This is a genomic window from Anaerolineae bacterium (assembly GCA_013178165.1).
In the GTDB taxonomy this organism is placed as follows: Bacteria; Chloroflexota; Anaerolineae; order Aggregatilineales; family Ch27; genus Ch27.
On the sequence record JABLXG010000010.1, the window covers coordinates 32,817 to 47,865 of the forward strand.

Below are 15,049 nucleotides of genomic sequence, written 5' to 3' on the forward strand. Positions count from 1 at the left end.
GCTCAACATTGTCGGAGTGCAGGGGCATGTGTGACGAATGTAACTAACGCGGGTCCGTGACCTGGTGGCCCCCGGAAAACAAACAGGGACGGCTGCTGGCGTCCCCTCACAACCAGCAACCGTCCCCAAGGCAGTCCCGGCAGGCCGGGCCAACCGGCGGCGTCCCCTCTTACGCCGGGGTGTGCCCGGCTCCGGCCAGGACCCGGAGTAAGTGGCAATATGGCGCGTATGGGCGACTCATCAGCGCCCCGCTCAGCGGGCGCCCTGCCAGCGCCGCTCTACCATGGCGGTATCGACGGGCGGGCGCTGCTCCGCTGCCTGGTGACGCTCGGTGCTGCGTGCCTGAAGCCACAGGCCGAAATCAGTAAGAGCGCGGCCCAGCAGGGCCAGCAGTGGCGTGTAGAACGGGCGGGCGCCGGCCTGGCGGCGCAGATCGTGCTTAAGCTTCTCTTCCAGAAGTCGGTCACGATACAAACGGGCATGATCTTCCGGTGGCAACAACATCATAGCGTTTCCCCTCTTTACCTGTGATTCTGTCCTAACCGTAAAGGATGGACGGACTGCAGTTCAGTCCGCGGCGAACGGTGCGTGGTGCTCGGCGGGGCGGGTTGCGCCCCTGGACGGTACATCCCGGTCGGGTCCCCTCTTGACCCCGACCGGCGCGAAGGTGCTACAGCTTCAAAAACTGGCGCAGAGCGGCCAGCGTATCGTCAATCCGGGCCGGGTTGAGCCGGTAGCATTTGGCGTTCTCCTGCCGCCGCTCGATCAGGTAGCCGCTGGCGCTGAGCTGGGTCAGGTGCCGGGAAGCGGCGGACTGGCTGAGCGACAGGCGGGTGATGATGTCCTGGGCGCACAGTTCGCCTTCCTCAGCGATCAGACCCAGGATGCGCAGGCGCGTTTCATCGGCCAGCGCCCCCAGGCGGACAAGCAACTCGGCCCGGCTGAGCGCGGACGAACTGGAGTGCATCCCGGCGGGCAGGCGAGCGCCAAAAGCCAGCCAGAGCGTTGTCCCATCGCTGAAAGTGCCCTGGTGAGGGCCGATGTGCGGCGATGGGATGAAGACAACGCGGGTATGCTCCTCAATGTAGCGGCGCAGCTTGTCCTCCAGCGGTGCACCAATGACATACTCGGCGGCGGCGGTCTTGTCCATGGCGCTGAGATCGACGCGACGGAAGGCTTCCACTGCCTCCTGCAACATCGGGCGGACGCGAGTCCACTCGGTGGCCAGGTAGTCATGCCACATCTGGCGCAGGTAGTCGACAATAGTCTTCCGCAGGCGCGGCGGATCGTTGAGCAGGGCATGAGCCTGCAACTCGAGCTCCGGGACGACGATCGCGCCAGGGAAGGCCGCCTGCAGAAAGGCTACGTAAGCGTCGGGGTCAGCCAGCAACGCAGCCGGGTCAGGCAATGTTTCCGGTGTATAGCTGCCCTTGCGGCAGGCGATGGTAAAGTACCGGTCCAGAAGCTGGTCGCGCAGGGCCTCGCCCGGCAGACTTTCCAGATGGTTGACATAAGCCGGGAAGCTGGGCCAGCTGCGGTCGGGATCGACGATGTAGTACAGGCCAATAAAAACCAGGCGGTGCAGGGCGATCTGCTCCGGCGTCATAGCGGCGGCCACGCGAGTTACCCAACCGTCCAGACCGATCAGGTCCTGCTCAGACATCTGCTCGCAGCACGTCCAGGTCAGCAGGCGTAGGCTGGTGATGGCATTGAAGGCCGGCTCCAGGCTGACGCTGAGCGTGGCGACTTCAGAAGTATGCAGAAACTCGGTGGTCTGGGGCATGGCGACGCGCTCCGCCGCGCGATCTCACTTGCGTACATTCCGGTCAATCTGCTTTACCCACTTAAACGGGTAAACTGCATTTATAGCGTACACCTGTTCGAATAGCCTGTCAAGATTCATCGCCTTTTCTCATCTAATTTTCATATTTCCTTCAGGACTTTCTCAGATGCTGGATGTATAGTTTTTGTTGATAATTTGTTTACCATATCTCGTCATTTTGCGGCGTGCGATTTCCCGCCCGCCGCCAGGGGGAAAACTGATGTCCAACCGCGAGATTCAAGTCACTAACCTGGTCAAGCGCTATGGCGACTTCACCGCCATCGACGGTGTATCCTTCCGCGTGGAAGCCGGGCAAATCTTCGGTTTCCTGGGGCCGAACGGCGCCGGCAAAAGCACCGCCGTCAAGATCATGACTACCCTGGCCCTGCCATCCGCGGGCGAAGTCCGCGTCGGCGGCTACGATGTGGTCAGCCAGGCCGGCCAGGTGCGCCAGATCGCCGGCGTCGCCCTGCAGGAAATCGGCCTCGACCCGCTGATGAAGGCTACCGAACTGCTGATCATGCAGGGCCAGCTCTTTGGGATGAGCCGCCAGCAGGCAGCAGCCCGCGCCCGGCAACTGCTGGAGATCGTCCGCCTGACCGACGCTGTGGAGAAGCGCGTTGGCAAGTACAGCGGCGGGATGCGCCGACGGCTTGACCTGGCCCTGGCGCTCGTCCACGAACCGGAGATCCTCTTCCTCGACGAGCCAACGACCGGCCTTGACCCGGCCAGCCGCCGCGATGTATGGGAGGAAGTGCGTCGTCTTAACCGTGAACTGGGCATGACCATCTTCCTGACCACCCAGTATTTGGAAGAAGCGGACGAACTGGCCGACCAGATCGCCATCATCGATCGGGGGCGGATCGCTGCCGCTGGCTCCCCCGCGGAGCTCAAAGCCCGGCTCAGCTCAGACGCGATCAACGTCACCTTTGGCGATGAGGCAGCCGTTGAGCAGGCCCGCACCGCCCTGGCTGACATGGCCGATCAGGTTCAGGTCGACCGCCGTGTGCTGCGTCTGTACCTCAACCGCGCGGCAGAGGCTGTTCCGGCAGTGGTACGACGGCTGGAGCAGGCTGGCCTGGAGCCGCAATCGCTGACGTTGACCCAACCTACACTGGATGATGTCTTCCTGGCGGTGACCGGCCAGCGCTTTCAGGCGGAAGAAAAAGCAGCCTGAGGCACCCTCTGCCGAACAGTCGACAGAACCTGCACATGTCAATGATACCTGGAGAACGAACCATGGCTGTGACAACAATGACCGGCGCCCGCCCGCAGGTGGGTGCCCCCCTGACCACCCCGCGCCTGCCCCTGCTGCGCCAGATCGCGCTACTGGCCTGGCGCAACCTGGTAACCATCTCCCGCACCCCGGAGGCTATCCTGCCGCCGGTAGCGATCAGCGTCTTTTTCCTGGTGATCTACCAGTCCACGCTGGGCGGGGCAGCCAGTTTTCTACCAGGCCTGGCAGGCAAGAGTTACCTGGGCTTTATCCTGCCGCTGTCGATCATCAGCTCGTCGCTGGCCGGGGCGGGCATTGCCGCCCAGAACCTGGTGCGCGATCTTTCCAGCGGCTACTTTGACAAGCTGCTGCTGACGCCGGTCAGCCGCGCCGCGCTGGTGCTGGGGCCGATCCTGGCCGGGGCGGTGATCCTGGGCCTGCAGGCGAGCATCGTCATCACCGTCGGCCTGCTGCTGGGCCTCCAGCCGGCGACCGGCCTGCCGGGCCTGCTGGCGGTGATCGGGCTGGCCGTGCTGCTGGGGACGGGCTTCGCTGGCTTCACCGTCTCCGCCGCGCTCGGCTCCGGCAGCGCCGCCGCCACTCAGGGCGCAGGCTTTATCTTTTTCCCGCTAACCTTCCTGACGGCCAGCTTTGTCCCGCTGGCCCTGTTGAGTGGCTGGCTGCGCACCGCCGCTGAACTGAACCCGATCACCTACGTGCTGGAAGCCATGCGCAGCCTGCTGCTCACCGGCTGGGATGGCGAGCTACTGCTGAAGGGTGTGGCGGCCACGTTGATCCTGGCGACGGCCATGTACGCCCTGGCCGGCTTTGCCCTGCGGACACGCACCCGCCGCAAGTAGAGGCCGGTCGCGCCATCCGCAGATGAACTCATACAGACGTCGGGCCGGGGAGTCACCCCCAACGCCCGGCGTCTTTTCGTCCCCCGGCCACAGATCGGCCCCAAAGCGGCCACACCTGTCGCCCCGTTCCACCGCGGCCTGCCCTACCCTGATGGGTGAGCACCATCTGGCCGGAAAGGAGGCTCCCCATGCCGGAATGGACGACGATGAGAACCTTGGTTACGGGCGACCTGGTCACCGAAGAGGATATGGCCGCCCTGCGCGGCAATCTGCACTATCTGCTTGACCCCAACAAGGTTCGCCTGATCCACAACAGCGGCAGCGGCTACACCACAACCAGCACCAGCTTTGTGGACATCGACAGCGCCAACCTGAGCATCACGCTACAGACGCACGGCGGGCCGGTGCTGGTCACCTTCGCCGCCAACGCCTACGCCAGTAACGCCAGCTACCGCGCCCGCTTTGATCTCAGCGTGGATGGGACGCGCTACACCGGAATGCCGCTCGGCCTGCTGCAGGCGTCCAACCTGGGCAACGATGTGACCGCTGCGACGCCGGTCGCTTTCGCCGTGCTGGTCACCGGCCTGGCAGCCGGGACGCACACCTTCCGCCCGCAGTGGTGTGTGACCAGCGGCAGCACGGTATCGCTGGTTTCGTACACGGCTTACAACGCGATCGCGCTGGCCGCTATTGAGCTGTAAGGAGCGCCCGAAATGCCGGACATGACAATCGAGAAAACGACCATCAATCCGGAAAGGCTCGATGCCGAACTGCGGGCGGCACTGGGGGAAGCCTGCCTGGGGCTGAGCTTCAGCGAGGGCCGGGTGCGTGTGCACCTGGCTGCAGCGCCCACGCCGCAACAGGCCGCGCTGGCCGCGGCCATCGTGCGCGATCACGACCCCGCTCGCCTGACCGGCGCCCAGCAGACCGCCCGTGAACGGGAGACATGGCCGGTATTCCGGCTAGACAGCGAAGCGCTGGCTGCTGAATTCGCCGCGCTGGACGAAGCCGCCTTCCGCCGGGAGGTCGCCCGCGCCCTGGCCGCCCTGCGAACCCTGTTACGCGGCAGCTAGGCCGGTGTTGACGTGGCGGCAAGGGCCTCTCTCAGCGCGGCGACCACGCGCTCGATCTGCGCTTCGGTCATTTCCGGGTAGATTGGCAGGCTGAGGATCGTCCGGGCTGCCGCTTCCGTATGCGGAAAGTCGCCGCGCCGTGTGCCCAGAAACTCCAGCGCGGGCTGCAGGTGCAGTGGCAGCGGGTAGTGGATGCCCGCGCCAATGCCACGCTCGTGCAGGGCGGCCAGAATACGGTCGCGGCGGGCGGCCTCGACCCGGATGCAATAGATGTGGTAGACGTGCTCCGCGCCGGGCAGCGTCACGGGCGGGATCACCCCCGGCAGGTCGCGCAGGGCGGCGGTATAAGCGGCGGCAATGCGGCGGCGGGCGGCGTTCCAGGCATCGAGGTTGGGCAACTTGGCCCCCAGGATCGCCGCCTGGAGCGCGTCCAGTCGTTCGCCATAGCCGATCACGGCATGCTCGTACTTGCTGGTGCGGCCATGATCGCGCAGCTGGGCGATCTGATCGGCCAGCGCGTCATCATCGGTGCACACAGCGCCAGCGTCGCCATAAGCGCCCAGGTTCTTGCCGGGGTAAAAGCTGAAGGCGGCGGCTACCCCCCACTGCCCGGCCCGCCGTCCCCGGTAGCTTGCTCCATGCGCCTGCGCCGCATCCTCGATCACGGGCAGGTTATGGCGGCGGGCAACGGCCAGGATCGCATCCATAGGGGCCAGCTGGCCGTAGAGGTGGACGGGCATGATGGCCCTGGTGCGCGGCGTGATCGCCGCCTCGATCTGATCCGGGTCCAGGTTGTACGTCGCCGGGTCGATGTCAACAAAGACCGGCCAGGTGCCCAGCGCGATCAGCGGTTCAACGGTGGCGATGAAGGTGTGCGGCGTGGTGATCACCTCGTCGCCAGGGCCAATCCCCAGCGCCTTAAGGATCAGAAAGATGGCCGCCGTGCCACTGGCGACGCCTACCGCGCGGCGGGTGCCCTGGTAAGCGGCGAAGGCCTCCTCAAAGGCCCGCACCTCCGGCCCGCCGATAAAGCCGGTGTGCGCCAGCACCCGGGCGATGGCCGCGTCAATGGCCTGCCGGTGCGCGGCATACTGGGCCTTGAGATCAACCAGAGGTATCTCATCCACACCGTCCGCTCCCTTCTATACGCCGCCGGCCACCCCGCCGGGCAACGCCCCCATTATACCGTCCCGCCAACCAGTACAAGAGTCGTGCTTCTGCCGGGCAGCAAAAAAGCATATGATGAAAGCAGCGCAGCCGCGATCGGCCCTGCGCCACTTATCGCCCAGGCCGACAGAAACTTCTTGTGAGGAAGGCCTATGCACTGGTTGGTCCGGATTTCTGCACGATCATCGTCGATTCATACCTGCCTGCGGTTATTGATCCTGTTCATTCTAGTGATGGGGGGTACCGCCGGGAGCCTGCAGGCGCAGGGTAACCTGCTCACCTACGGCACGACCGTCGTCGGCACGCTCACAGCGGAAGCCCCGCTCGGCTTCTACATGTTTAATGGCACGGTGGGCGACCACGTGACCGCTTACGTCATCGGCATTACACCAGGCATGGTCCCGGCGCTGAGCCTGATGGGCGTCAACCAGCGCCAGCTGGCCGTCAGCCAGGGCGATCCGCTGCTGGGGGCCAGCGGCGCAGCGCGGATCAGCTATCGTTTGCCAGACACCGGCCTGTACACCCTGATGATCACCAGTACCGGCGGGACACCCGGCGAGTTTCTGCTGCATCTGGGGGCGCGCCCGGCGGCAGCCAGCCTGGGCCTGGTGCCGAACGTCCCGGTGGCGATCAACATCCCACCCGGCGCTGCGCCGATCCAGTACAGCTTCGACGCCGACCCGACCGGCCCGCTGACCCTGCAAATCCTGAGCACAACACCTGGTTTTGCCTTCAGCGCCCAGGTCTACAACCCGCTGGGCCAGCTCATCGGCCTGCTGGGTGGTCCCGGCTTGCAGGGGACAGACCTGACCATCGGTCCGGATAGCGGCCTGTACGAGATCGTCCTTTCCGGCTGGGCGCCGGAGGCGTCCGGTGCGCTGACGCTGCTGCTGAGTCCGGGCGGCGGGGCGGCCCCTGTCGGCGTGCCCCCCACCCCTGCACCACCTACGGAAACGCCGCAGGCATCGGTCTGCCTGGTACGCACGGCGGGCAGCACCAATGTCAACATCCGCAGCGGCCCGGCGACCGTCTTCCCCGTCATCGGGATGCTCAACCCCGCCAGCAGCCTGGAGGTCATCGGCCAGAGTCTGGATGGAAGCTGGTATGTGGTCAACTTCGCCGGGCAACGCGGTTGGATTTCCGGCACGGTCACCCGGCTGGAAGGGCCATGCAGCAGCCTGCTCTTCTTTGAAAGCCCGCCCACACCCACCCCGCTACCCGCCACCGCCACGCCGACCCCGCCGCCCGGCGCGATCATCAACTTCACGGTGAACGGCACCGGCGCGATCACGGTTGGCCCCGGCGGGTGCGGCACGGTCTCCTGGTACACGGAGAACGTCCGCGAGGTCTACTACCAGGGCGTTGGCGTCTCCGGGATCGGCTCCCGTGAGGAATGTCCGGCGACCACGACAACGTACACCTTGCGTGTGGTCCTGCAGGATGGCAGCGTCACCGAACGCTACGTGACCATTAATAAACTATCTCTCATCATCACCCTGCCGCCGATTATCACCCTGCCGCCAATCATCACCCTGCCCGGTCCGTAAAGCGTCTTGCTTGCAGGTCCGGGGGCGGCCCTCAACCGGGGGCCGCCCTTTTTGTGTTGCGCTCTGGCGCTTCCGGGGAGGGCAGGCCCTGTTCAGTAAGGGCGGCAATAGGTCAGCGTCGGGACTTCTACGCCATCGGTGAAGGTGAGGGTAGTGATGGAAGCGGTTTCCGGGAAGGGGTTGATCAGGAACTGCGTTTCCAGCGTAAAGGGCAGGCCACGCACCCACAGGTGCATCCACAGCAGCAGCTCCCCATGAGTGACGGCGACGACTTCGCCCTGCGGGAAGCGGCGACGCACCCGGCGGATGAAGCGCTGCGCCCGGTTAAAGATGTCTTCCGGCTGTTCGTAATGGGGCGGGATATCCGTGAACATATCCCAGCCGCTAGCTTCGAGCTCGGCCAGCGGGCGGCCTTCATGGGGGGTATGCGTCTCATCCAGCAGGCGGGAGATGCGCACGCGCAAATCGGGATGCTGACCGGCGATGATCCGGGCTGTCTGGACGGCGCGCAGACGCGGGCTGCTGAAGACAGCCGCCAGCGGGCGCGCCTGCAGGACTCTGGCGGCGGCCTCCGCCTGCACCCGGCCCGTTGCACTGAGCGGGAAGCGGGGCAGCCGCCCATAAAGCAGCTGCGCCGGGTTGTGTACCTGACCATGCCGGACAAAATGGATGACGGTCATAAGCCCATCCTGGCGTCGCCACAGAACGGCGGTCAATACGGTCGCAGGTAGCTCAGTGCTGGCAGGCGCGCGCCATCGACAAAGGCCAGCGTGGTGATTGACGCGGTGGCGGGATAGGCGGCGCGATTCTTGGTGTCATCGGTGAAGGGGATGCCGGCCACCCAGAACTGCACGGCCAGCACAATGTCGCCGTGGGTGACCACTGCTACCTCCTGGCCAGGGTAAGCCGCCCGCAGCCGTCCGATCAGGCGCAGGACGCGCCTGAGGACATCCTCCGGCGTCTCATAGCCGGGCGGCAGATCGGCGTAGAGCCGCCAGCCCTCGGCCTCCAGATCGGCGGTGGCGCGACCCTGATGCGGGCTGCGCACTTCATCCACCAGCGTGGAAAGGCGCAACGGTAGCCCGTGCGGGCGGGCGATGATGGCAGCCGTCTGCCGGGCGCGCAGGCGCGGGCTGCTGATCACAGCAGTCAGCGGGCGATCCTGCAGGTACGCCGCGGCGGCGGCGGCCTGCTCAAGACCCCGCTGGCTCAGCCGGTAACGCGGCAGCCGCCCGTAAAGAATGTGCTGCGGGTTATGCACCTCGCCATGGCGAACAAAATAGATGGTAGTCATCAAACCCGTCGGGGTCAACAGCCGGTGGGGCAAAACGCAGCCGCCAGCAAGACACAGCCCAGACCCTCAGGCCCGCCAGAAAGGGGCGGTCTGGCGCCTGGCCGCGCTTATTCTACCCGGCTAGGCGGCGTTTTCAAAGGCGGCGACGATCCGCTCCGCCTCCTGGTATTCAGGGCTGCCGGGGGTGGCCTTCTCCAGGATGGCGGTCGCCTGGATGTACTGCTCAACCGTGATGGTCTGGCCGGCGCGCTGCAGGCGGTTGTGCTGCTCGATGGAAAGCCACAGGCGCTCTTCGGCGGTCAGGGCGCCTAACTCACGCTCGACCTCGATAACCTGTTCTTCCCGCAAGGCCCCCTGCTGCTCCAGCAGCGCCTTAAGCCGTTCAAAGGCCTCAGTCATGCAAATTCCTCCACAGTAAAGCCGCGCGGTCTCCTGTCCGGGTCAGGTAAAAGGGCACGCGCTGCACAGCGGCTGAAGCCAAGCCGGAACATCTTCACCAGGCACGATTCAGCCTAGCGCACAACCCGCGGCCTGACAACAGACCTTTATTCCTACTCCTCCCCCGCGCAACCCGGCCCGCTCCCGGCGCGTATAGATCAACAGCATCATCGCCCACTAGCACACACAAGGGGGGTAAAAAAACATGCTTCAAGAAAAGAATCGGGGGCGCATCATCGCCGGGGCTGCGCTGATTCTGCTGGGTCTGGCCCAGATCATCACCAACAGCGTTGACGCATCGTGGGAAGTCTGGATGTGGGTTGTGGCGCTGGCTGTGTCGGCCATCGGCTTCGGCTGGCTATACCTGGCTGAGCGCCAGGTCTGGCAGGTCATTGTGGCTTATGTCTCCGCTGCGGTGCTGGTCGTTGTGGTCATCGCTGCCGTGCTCAAGTTGAGCGGCGTCTGGGTGCCAGTGATTGTGCTGCTGCTGATCGCCGCGCCCTTTGCCTATAGCGCCTACCGGACCCGCCAGTGGGGACTGGCCATCCCGGCCTATGTCCTGGTAGCGATCATCCCGGTGCTGTTCCTGGGGGAGGCGGGCAATGAGTCCCAGCTTGTCCCGGCTTATGTCCTGGGCGTGATTGGCCTGCCATTCATCGTTGCCTATCTCTACACCCGCCAGTGGCCGCTCCTCATCCCCGGCGGGATCATGGTGCTGATGGCGCTGGCGTTCCTGTTCAGTGCGGTCGAAACGGTTGGCCCGGTCATCAGTGTTGTCGTGGCGGTGATCATGATCGTGGCGGGCGCCTATATGCTCCTGGCCGGGCGCGGAGAGGAAAAGCCCAAGCGCGAAGGTTAGGCAGCGTGCCTGTACCCGGCCCAGAGGCAATCCGGAGTACTCACCGGGGTGGTCAGGGATGGCCACCCCGGTTCCTGTTTCTCATCGAATTCTTATAAAAATGACTGGATTTATCAACAAATGTGTGCTATGGTACGTATGGTTGAGCGTGAAAACGCTTGATCGGCAGAGTCCACCATCCCAACCCCATCACTGCCCGTGGACTCGCCTGCACAGACGAAGCTACTGACATTGACCCTCAATGTTCAATCCCCCCCCTGTAGCATCGTCTGTGCAGGCGAGTTCACCGTTGAAGCCCACTATCACACTCCGGACTTAGCCGGGCATCGCCATCGTCAATCTCCATTATTGCTCATCGCCGCCCGCATCGTTGATCGTTGCTGCCCCATCCCTACCGGGCGATGCCATCTCAACTGAGACAGGCTCCTTATACCAGCATCTGTGCCCTCCTGGAGCCTGTTTTGGAAAGCACACGGCGGCTCCTGAACATTCAGGGGCCGCCGTACTGCATTATTGCCGGGCGACAGGGCACGTTGCAAAATTCGCAACGCCATCGCCCACGACTTCTGCCGGGCTATCTTCCTATACCAGGAAGAACTCACCCGGCCAGCTGCGCATAGGTTTCCCCCGTCCAGGCCCGGATCGCATCCCAGTCGCGGAAGTCGCCCTCCGGCGGTTTCATCATGCGCATCATCATCTTCTCCAGCAGGCCCAACCGCGCCGGCAGCATCCTCCCGGCGAAGAATCCTTCCGCCTGCGGGGTGAAGATGGCCCGCACAGGGTCGAGATAGGCATGCACGGTCTGGCGGTTTTCCGGTGTGTCCTCATGTAAGGTCAGGCACACGGTGAAGAACGCGGTTGGGCGCTGGCTCAGCGCGTCTTTGTGCGCTTCCACAAAGGACACCGCTTCCTTGAGCCACTGGCCAACACGGATGGCGCTACCGACAAAGGCCAGATCATAGCCGTCCAGGTCGCGCACGTTCTTGATCGGCACTACGTCCACTTCAGCGCCTGCTTCCCGCAACACCTTGCCCATGAATTCGGCCACCTCAGCCGTGGCGCCGGTCTTGCTGGCATAGGCGACCAGGACTCGCTTGCTCATCTCGTCAATATGCTCCTGTGTGATGATCGATTTGAAAGGGTACCCCCCTCTGTACCATTACATACGTTGTACAGACCGGTGAGTTGCACCACATTGCAATCTGCGCGACTGGATCAGCCAGCCAATAGCTGGGGATCGTAGGCCGCCAGCAACCGGCTGTACAACCCACCCGCCGCCCGCAATTCCGCATGAGAGCCGCTCTCGATCACACGCCCCTCATCGAGAACGATGATCCGATCGGCGCGGGCAACCGTGTGCAGGCGGTGGGCGATGATCAGCGCCGTACGCCCGCGCAGCAGCCGCCCGATCGCCTCCTCCACCAGCGCCTCGCTCTCAGCGTCCAGGTGAGCAGTTGGCTCATCCAGGATCAGCAGCGGCGCATCGCGCAGGAAGGCGCGGGCCAGGGCGATCCGCTGCGCCTGCCCGCCGGAAAGGCGCGCCCCGCGTTCCCCGATCACGGTCGCGTAGCCGTCCGGCAGGGCGCAGATGAAGTCATCGGCGCCAGCCTGTCGGGCAGCGAAAATGACTTCGTCCGGCGTGGCTCCGGGGCGACCCAGGCGGATATTCTCCAGAATGCTGGTGTTGAACAGGTACGGCTGCTGGGGAACCCAGGCCAGCCGCGCCCGCCAGACATCCGCGGCGATGGCCGCCAGCGGGACGCCATCGACCGTGATTGTCCCGGAATCGGGCGCGATGAAGCGCAGCAGCAGTGCAGCGATCGTGCTCTTGCCCGCGCCAGACGGCCCGACCAGCGCCACCTGCTGGCCCGGCTCCACCATGAAGGTGACGCCGTCCAGGGCGACGCGCCGCCCGCCATCATAGGCGTAGCGGATATCGTTGAAGGCGATGCACATCCGCTGAGGGACGGAGCGGGAGGGCACAGTCAAGGAGGGGGCCGATGCGACTGCCGGTGTTTCCAGGATGTCGAAGATGCGCACCGCTGCCGTTACACCGCTGATCCCGGCGTGGAAGCGCACGCCCAGTGTCCGCAGCGGCAGGTAGTATTCCGGAGCCAGCACCAGCACAAACAGCGCCCCCTCGAAATCGAGCAGGCCGTACAGCAGCCGCACGCCGATCTCCACCGCCACAATTGCCGTGCTGAGCGTGGCAATTAGCTCCAGAGTCAGCGCGGAAAGAAAAGCCACCCGCAGCACGCCCAGCGTGGTCGCCCGCCAGCGATCGCTAATGCTGGCGATGACCTCAACCTGGCGGCGGCTGCGCCCGAACAGCTTGAGCGTCGTCAGACCCTGCAGGGCGTCCAGGAAGTGGGCGCTCATCCGGCTGAGCGTCTGCCACTGGCGGCGGGTGACTCCCCGCGCCAGCGCCCCGATCAGCACCATAAAGAACGGGATCAGCGGCGCGGTGAGCAGCAACACCAGCCCCGAAAGCGGCTCCAGCGGCAGGATAAAAGCGAGGAAGGTCAGCGGGACCAGCGCGGCCAGGACCAGCGCCGGCAGATAGTCGCGGAAATAAGCATCCAGTTCCTCCACGCCCTGCAGGGCGGCGGCAACCAGTTCGCCGCTGCGTTCGCCGCCCGTATAGGCCGGGCCAAGCGCCAGCAGGTGGCTGTACAGTGCCGAGCGCAGGGCCTGTTTGATCCGCCCGGCCAGCGCATCAGCAGCGGACACGCTCAGCCAGGCAACCCCCGCCCGCGCCAGCGCCAGGCCGGCCAGCGCCAGCAACAGTGGCGTCACCTCGACCAGCGTCTGCCCGCCCAGGAAGACCCCGGCGATGGCCCGGCTGAGTACGCGAGCCTGCAGCACCAGCAGCACCCCACCCAGCACACCGAGGCCAACCGTCAGCGCCAGCCGGGGACGCTCCCCGCGCAGCAACCTGAGCAACCGCCTGTCGAGATTCATGCGCGTCTTTCACCTCCCTGCGCCGGTTATACCGAAATCAGGGCAGGTGCCGCCAGAAGTTGCCCGTAGATCAGGCAATATATGCTAGAATCTGTACTAAGAGGGGGTATGTTCACGGGAAAGCCCGGCAGCAGCCGGATACCGCCGGGCATGCAAGAGGACAGGACTCCCGTATGTTCATCACCGCCATTCGGACGCTTTACGCCTATAACGCCTGGGCTAGCGCCCGCGTTCTGGCCGCCGCCAGTCAGCTCACCGGCGACCAGTTCACCGCCCCGGTTCCCGGACCCGGCGCGAGCTTCTCCTCTGTCCGCGATACGCTGGTGCACACCCTCGGCGCGCAACGGCACTGGCTGGCGCGCTTCCGCCATTGGGAGCCGCCGGAGTTCCTGACCGCTGCGGAGTGCTCTGATCTGGCCACATTGCAGGGATGCTGGGACGCCGTTGAGACGGACACGCAGGCCTTCGTCGCGGCGCTGGACAACGACCTGCTGGGCACGGTCATCACCTACACCACCCGCTGGGGCCGGACGTACAGCTACCCGCTGTGGCAGATGATGATCCACCAGGTCAACCACGCTACCCATCACCGCAGTGAGGCCGCCATGCTGTTGGCGCACTGGGGCTACCCGCCGGGCGAGCTAGACTTCATCACCTACATCGACGAACAGAACGCCAGGGCTTGAGCAAAACCGGCAACGCCACCACCAGGAGCAGTATCCCCAGCAGCCCGCCCGCCAGCAACCAGACGCCGCGCCAGTCCAGTGGCAGGGCCGCGCTCCCTTCCGGCAAGATCGGGATCGTCGAGTCCACATAGCGCATGATCTGCTCCCAGGCCGGGGTTGGCGTGCCCGCCCGCCGGAAAAGCACCCGGCATTCAGCGTCCAGCGCAGCCATCTCATCACGGGCGGCGTTGGCATGGCTGGCCACGGCCAACTCGGCCATGGCCGTACGGGCCAGCCGGGAGAGCAGCAGCACCAGCAGCGGCTCCGGCAGCCAGCGGTAAACCTGAATAGCCGCTGGCACCAGTGGAAAACCGAGCGCCCGCAGCGCCTGAAAGCCCTCACGAGCGGCCCGCACCGCCAGCGTGATAGCGTCGCGGGTGTGTCCAGCGCGGTAGATATCCCCGCCAGCGGCGTAAACCGCCCCGGCCAGCGGCAACACCAGCGCGGCATGCGCTTTGAGCCAGGCATCGATGGCCGGGCTGATCACCACATCAATCCCGCCATCGGCGAAAGCATCAACGATCTCGCGCAGGCGCGGCGTGACCTGCCCGTTCAACTCCCCGATGACCAGGCGGATCCGTTGTGCCCCGCCGGTGTGGCGCACGATGTGCCCCTCCCGCGTGCCGCCCACCGTGGTGAAGCCGAACAGCACCCGCTCGCGGCCCAGCGCCGCCGCGTAAGCGTCCGGCCCGGCGGCGTTATTGCCCAGGAACAGCACCGCCGGAGTCGCCTTGTTAGCGGCCAAGACTGGCAGCACGTCGGCCACCTGGTTCTTGCGCATGCACACCACGATCAGATCATAAGCTTCGGTGGGCGCCAGCGCTTCCACCAACGGCACCGTTGTTGTGCTGCGGATGCCTGTACGCGCGTCCTCCAGGACAATGCCATGCTCGCGCAGGTCGGCCAGCCGCCTGCCGCGCGCCAGCAGGCTCACCTCATGCCCGGCGGCGTAAAGCCGCGCCGCGATCACACTGCCCTGCACCCCGGCCCCGTAGATCAGAATTTTCATGGGTTCTGTCCCTCCCCTCTAGTCGTCATTGTACGCCCCTTCCCGTTGACTGGACAAAGCCGCCTACGCTCCCTAAAA

16 protein-coding genes are annotated in these 15,049 nt (G+C 65.1%); 7 read left to right on the forward strand and 9 right to left on the reverse strand.

From position 1 onward, the window contains the following. Nucleotides 1-252: 252 nt before the first annotated feature. A complete protein-coding gene (locus HPY64_08910) occupies nucleotides 253-507 on the reverse strand; it encodes a hypothetical protein (GenBank protein NPV67248.1) in 255 nt (84 codons plus the stop codon). A gap of 163 nt (nucleotides 508-670) precedes the next feature. After that, on the reverse strand, nucleotides 671-1,783 hold the full coding sequence (locus tag HPY64_08915; protein ID NPV67249.1) for a metalloregulator ArsR/SmtB family transcription factor: 1,113 nt from the start codon (nucleotides 1,781-1,783) through the stop codon (nucleotides 671-673). 259 nt (nucleotides 1,784-2,042) lie between these two features. Here HPY64_08915 and HPY64_08920 point away from each other — a divergent pair, with 259 nt between their 5' ends. The 4 genes from HPY64_08920 to HPY64_08935 all read left to right on the forward strand — a co-directional run bounded on the left by HPY64_08920 (nucleotide 2,043) and on the right by HPY64_08935 (nucleotide 4,971). After that, complete coding sequence (locus HPY64_08920) at nucleotides 2,043-2,999, forward strand: ATP-binding cassette domain-containing protein (protein ID NPV67250.1); 957 nt, start codon at nucleotides 2,043-2,045, stop codon at nucleotides 2,997-2,999. A 62-nt stretch (nucleotides 3,000-3,061) separates the two neighbouring features. Continuing rightward, complete coding sequence (locus tag HPY64_08925) at nucleotides 3,062-3,898, forward strand: ABC transporter permease (GenBank protein NPV67251.1); 837 nt, start codon at nucleotides 3,062-3,064, stop codon at nucleotides 3,896-3,898. A 206-nt stretch (nucleotides 3,899-4,104) separates the two neighbouring features. After that, on the forward strand, nucleotides 4,105-4,599 hold the full coding sequence (locus HPY64_08930; protein ID NPV67252.1) for a hypothetical protein: 495 nt from the start codon (nucleotides 4,105-4,107) through the stop codon (nucleotides 4,597-4,599). 12 nt (nucleotides 4,600-4,611) lie between these two features. Next, nucleotides 4,612-4,971: a hypothetical protein gene (locus HPY64_08935; GenBank protein ID NPV67253.1), complete on the forward strand. Its 360-nt coding sequence runs from the start codon at nucleotides 4,612-4,614 to the stop codon at nucleotides 4,969-4,971. On the opposite strand, the gene HPY64_08940 is transcribed toward HPY64_08935, so the two are convergent. Beyond that, complete coding sequence (locus HPY64_08940) at nucleotides 4,968-6,089, reverse strand: DegT/DnrJ/EryC1/StrS family aminotransferase (GenBank protein ID NPV67254.1); 1,122 nt, start codon at nucleotides 6,087-6,089, stop codon at nucleotides 4,968-4,970. The two genes, HPY64_08935 and HPY64_08940, sit on opposite strands and share 4 nt — an antisense overlap. A gap of 201 nt (nucleotides 6,090-6,290) precedes the next feature. Between HPY64_08940 and HPY64_08945 the strand changes: the two genes are divergently transcribed. Next, complete coding sequence (locus HPY64_08945) at nucleotides 6,291-7,685, forward strand: SH3 domain-containing protein (protein NPV67255.1); 1,395 nt, start codon at nucleotides 6,291-6,293, stop codon at nucleotides 7,683-7,685. A 92-nt stretch (nucleotides 7,686-7,777) separates the two neighbouring features. On the opposite strand, the gene HPY64_08950 is transcribed toward HPY64_08945, so the two are convergent. From HPY64_08950 to HPY64_08960, 3 genes are all read right to left on the reverse strand, one after another. Further along, nucleotides 7,778-8,365, reverse strand: a complete 588-nt coding sequence (locus tag HPY64_08950; protein ID NPV67256.1) for a histidine phosphatase family protein — start codon at nucleotides 8,363-8,365, stop codon at nucleotides 7,778-7,780. A gap of 32 nt (nucleotides 8,366-8,397) precedes the next feature. Beyond that, complete coding sequence (locus HPY64_08955) at nucleotides 8,398-8,979, reverse strand: histidine phosphatase family protein (protein NPV67257.1); 582 nt, start codon at nucleotides 8,977-8,979, stop codon at nucleotides 8,398-8,400. A gap of 120 nt (nucleotides 8,980-9,099) precedes the next feature. Next, nucleotides 9,100-9,378 carry a hypothetical protein gene (locus tag HPY64_08960; protein ID NPV67258.1) on the reverse strand — a complete coding sequence of 93 codons (279 nt, stop codon included), beginning with the start codon at nucleotides 9,376-9,378 and terminating at the stop codon, nucleotides 9,100-9,102. Nucleotides 9,379-9,622: 244 nt separating this feature from the next. Here HPY64_08960 and HPY64_08965 point away from each other — a divergent pair, with 244 nt between their 5' ends. After that, nucleotides 9,623-10,276, forward strand: a complete 654-nt coding sequence (locus tag HPY64_08965) for a hypothetical protein (protein NPV67259.1) — start codon at nucleotides 9,623-9,625, stop codon at nucleotides 10,274-10,276. A gap of 598 nt (nucleotides 10,277-10,874) precedes the next feature. On the opposite strand, the gene HPY64_08970 is transcribed toward HPY64_08965, so the two are convergent. Further along, the gene (locus tag HPY64_08970) at nucleotides 10,875-11,378 is read right to left on the reverse strand and encodes a flavodoxin (protein NPV67260.1); all 504 of its coding nucleotides are present in this window, start codon (nucleotides 11,376-11,378) and stop codon (nucleotides 10,875-10,877) included. A gap of 113 nt (nucleotides 11,379-11,491) precedes the next feature. Then, nucleotides 11,492-13,237: a thiol reductant ABC exporter subunit CydD gene (gene cydD / locus HPY64_08975; GenBank protein ID NPV67261.1), complete on the reverse strand. Its 1,746-nt coding sequence runs from the start codon at nucleotides 13,235-13,237 to the stop codon at nucleotides 11,492-11,494. A 173-nt stretch (nucleotides 13,238-13,410) separates the two neighbouring features. On the opposite strand from cydD, the gene HPY64_08980 reads away from it, so the two are divergent. After that, complete coding sequence (locus tag HPY64_08980; protein ID NPV67262.1) at nucleotides 13,411-13,923, forward strand: hypothetical protein; 513 nt, start codon at nucleotides 13,411-13,413, stop codon at nucleotides 13,921-13,923. Here HPY64_08980 and HPY64_08985 read toward each other — a convergent pair. Next, nucleotides 13,889-14,971 carry a ketopantoate reductase family protein gene (locus HPY64_08985; GenBank protein NPV67263.1) on the reverse strand — a complete coding sequence of 361 codons (1,083 nt, stop codon included), beginning with the start codon at nucleotides 14,969-14,971 and terminating at the stop codon, nucleotides 13,889-13,891. The two genes, HPY64_08980 and HPY64_08985, sit on opposite strands and share 35 nt — an antisense overlap. Nucleotides 14,972-15,049 lie beyond the last annotated feature (78 nt).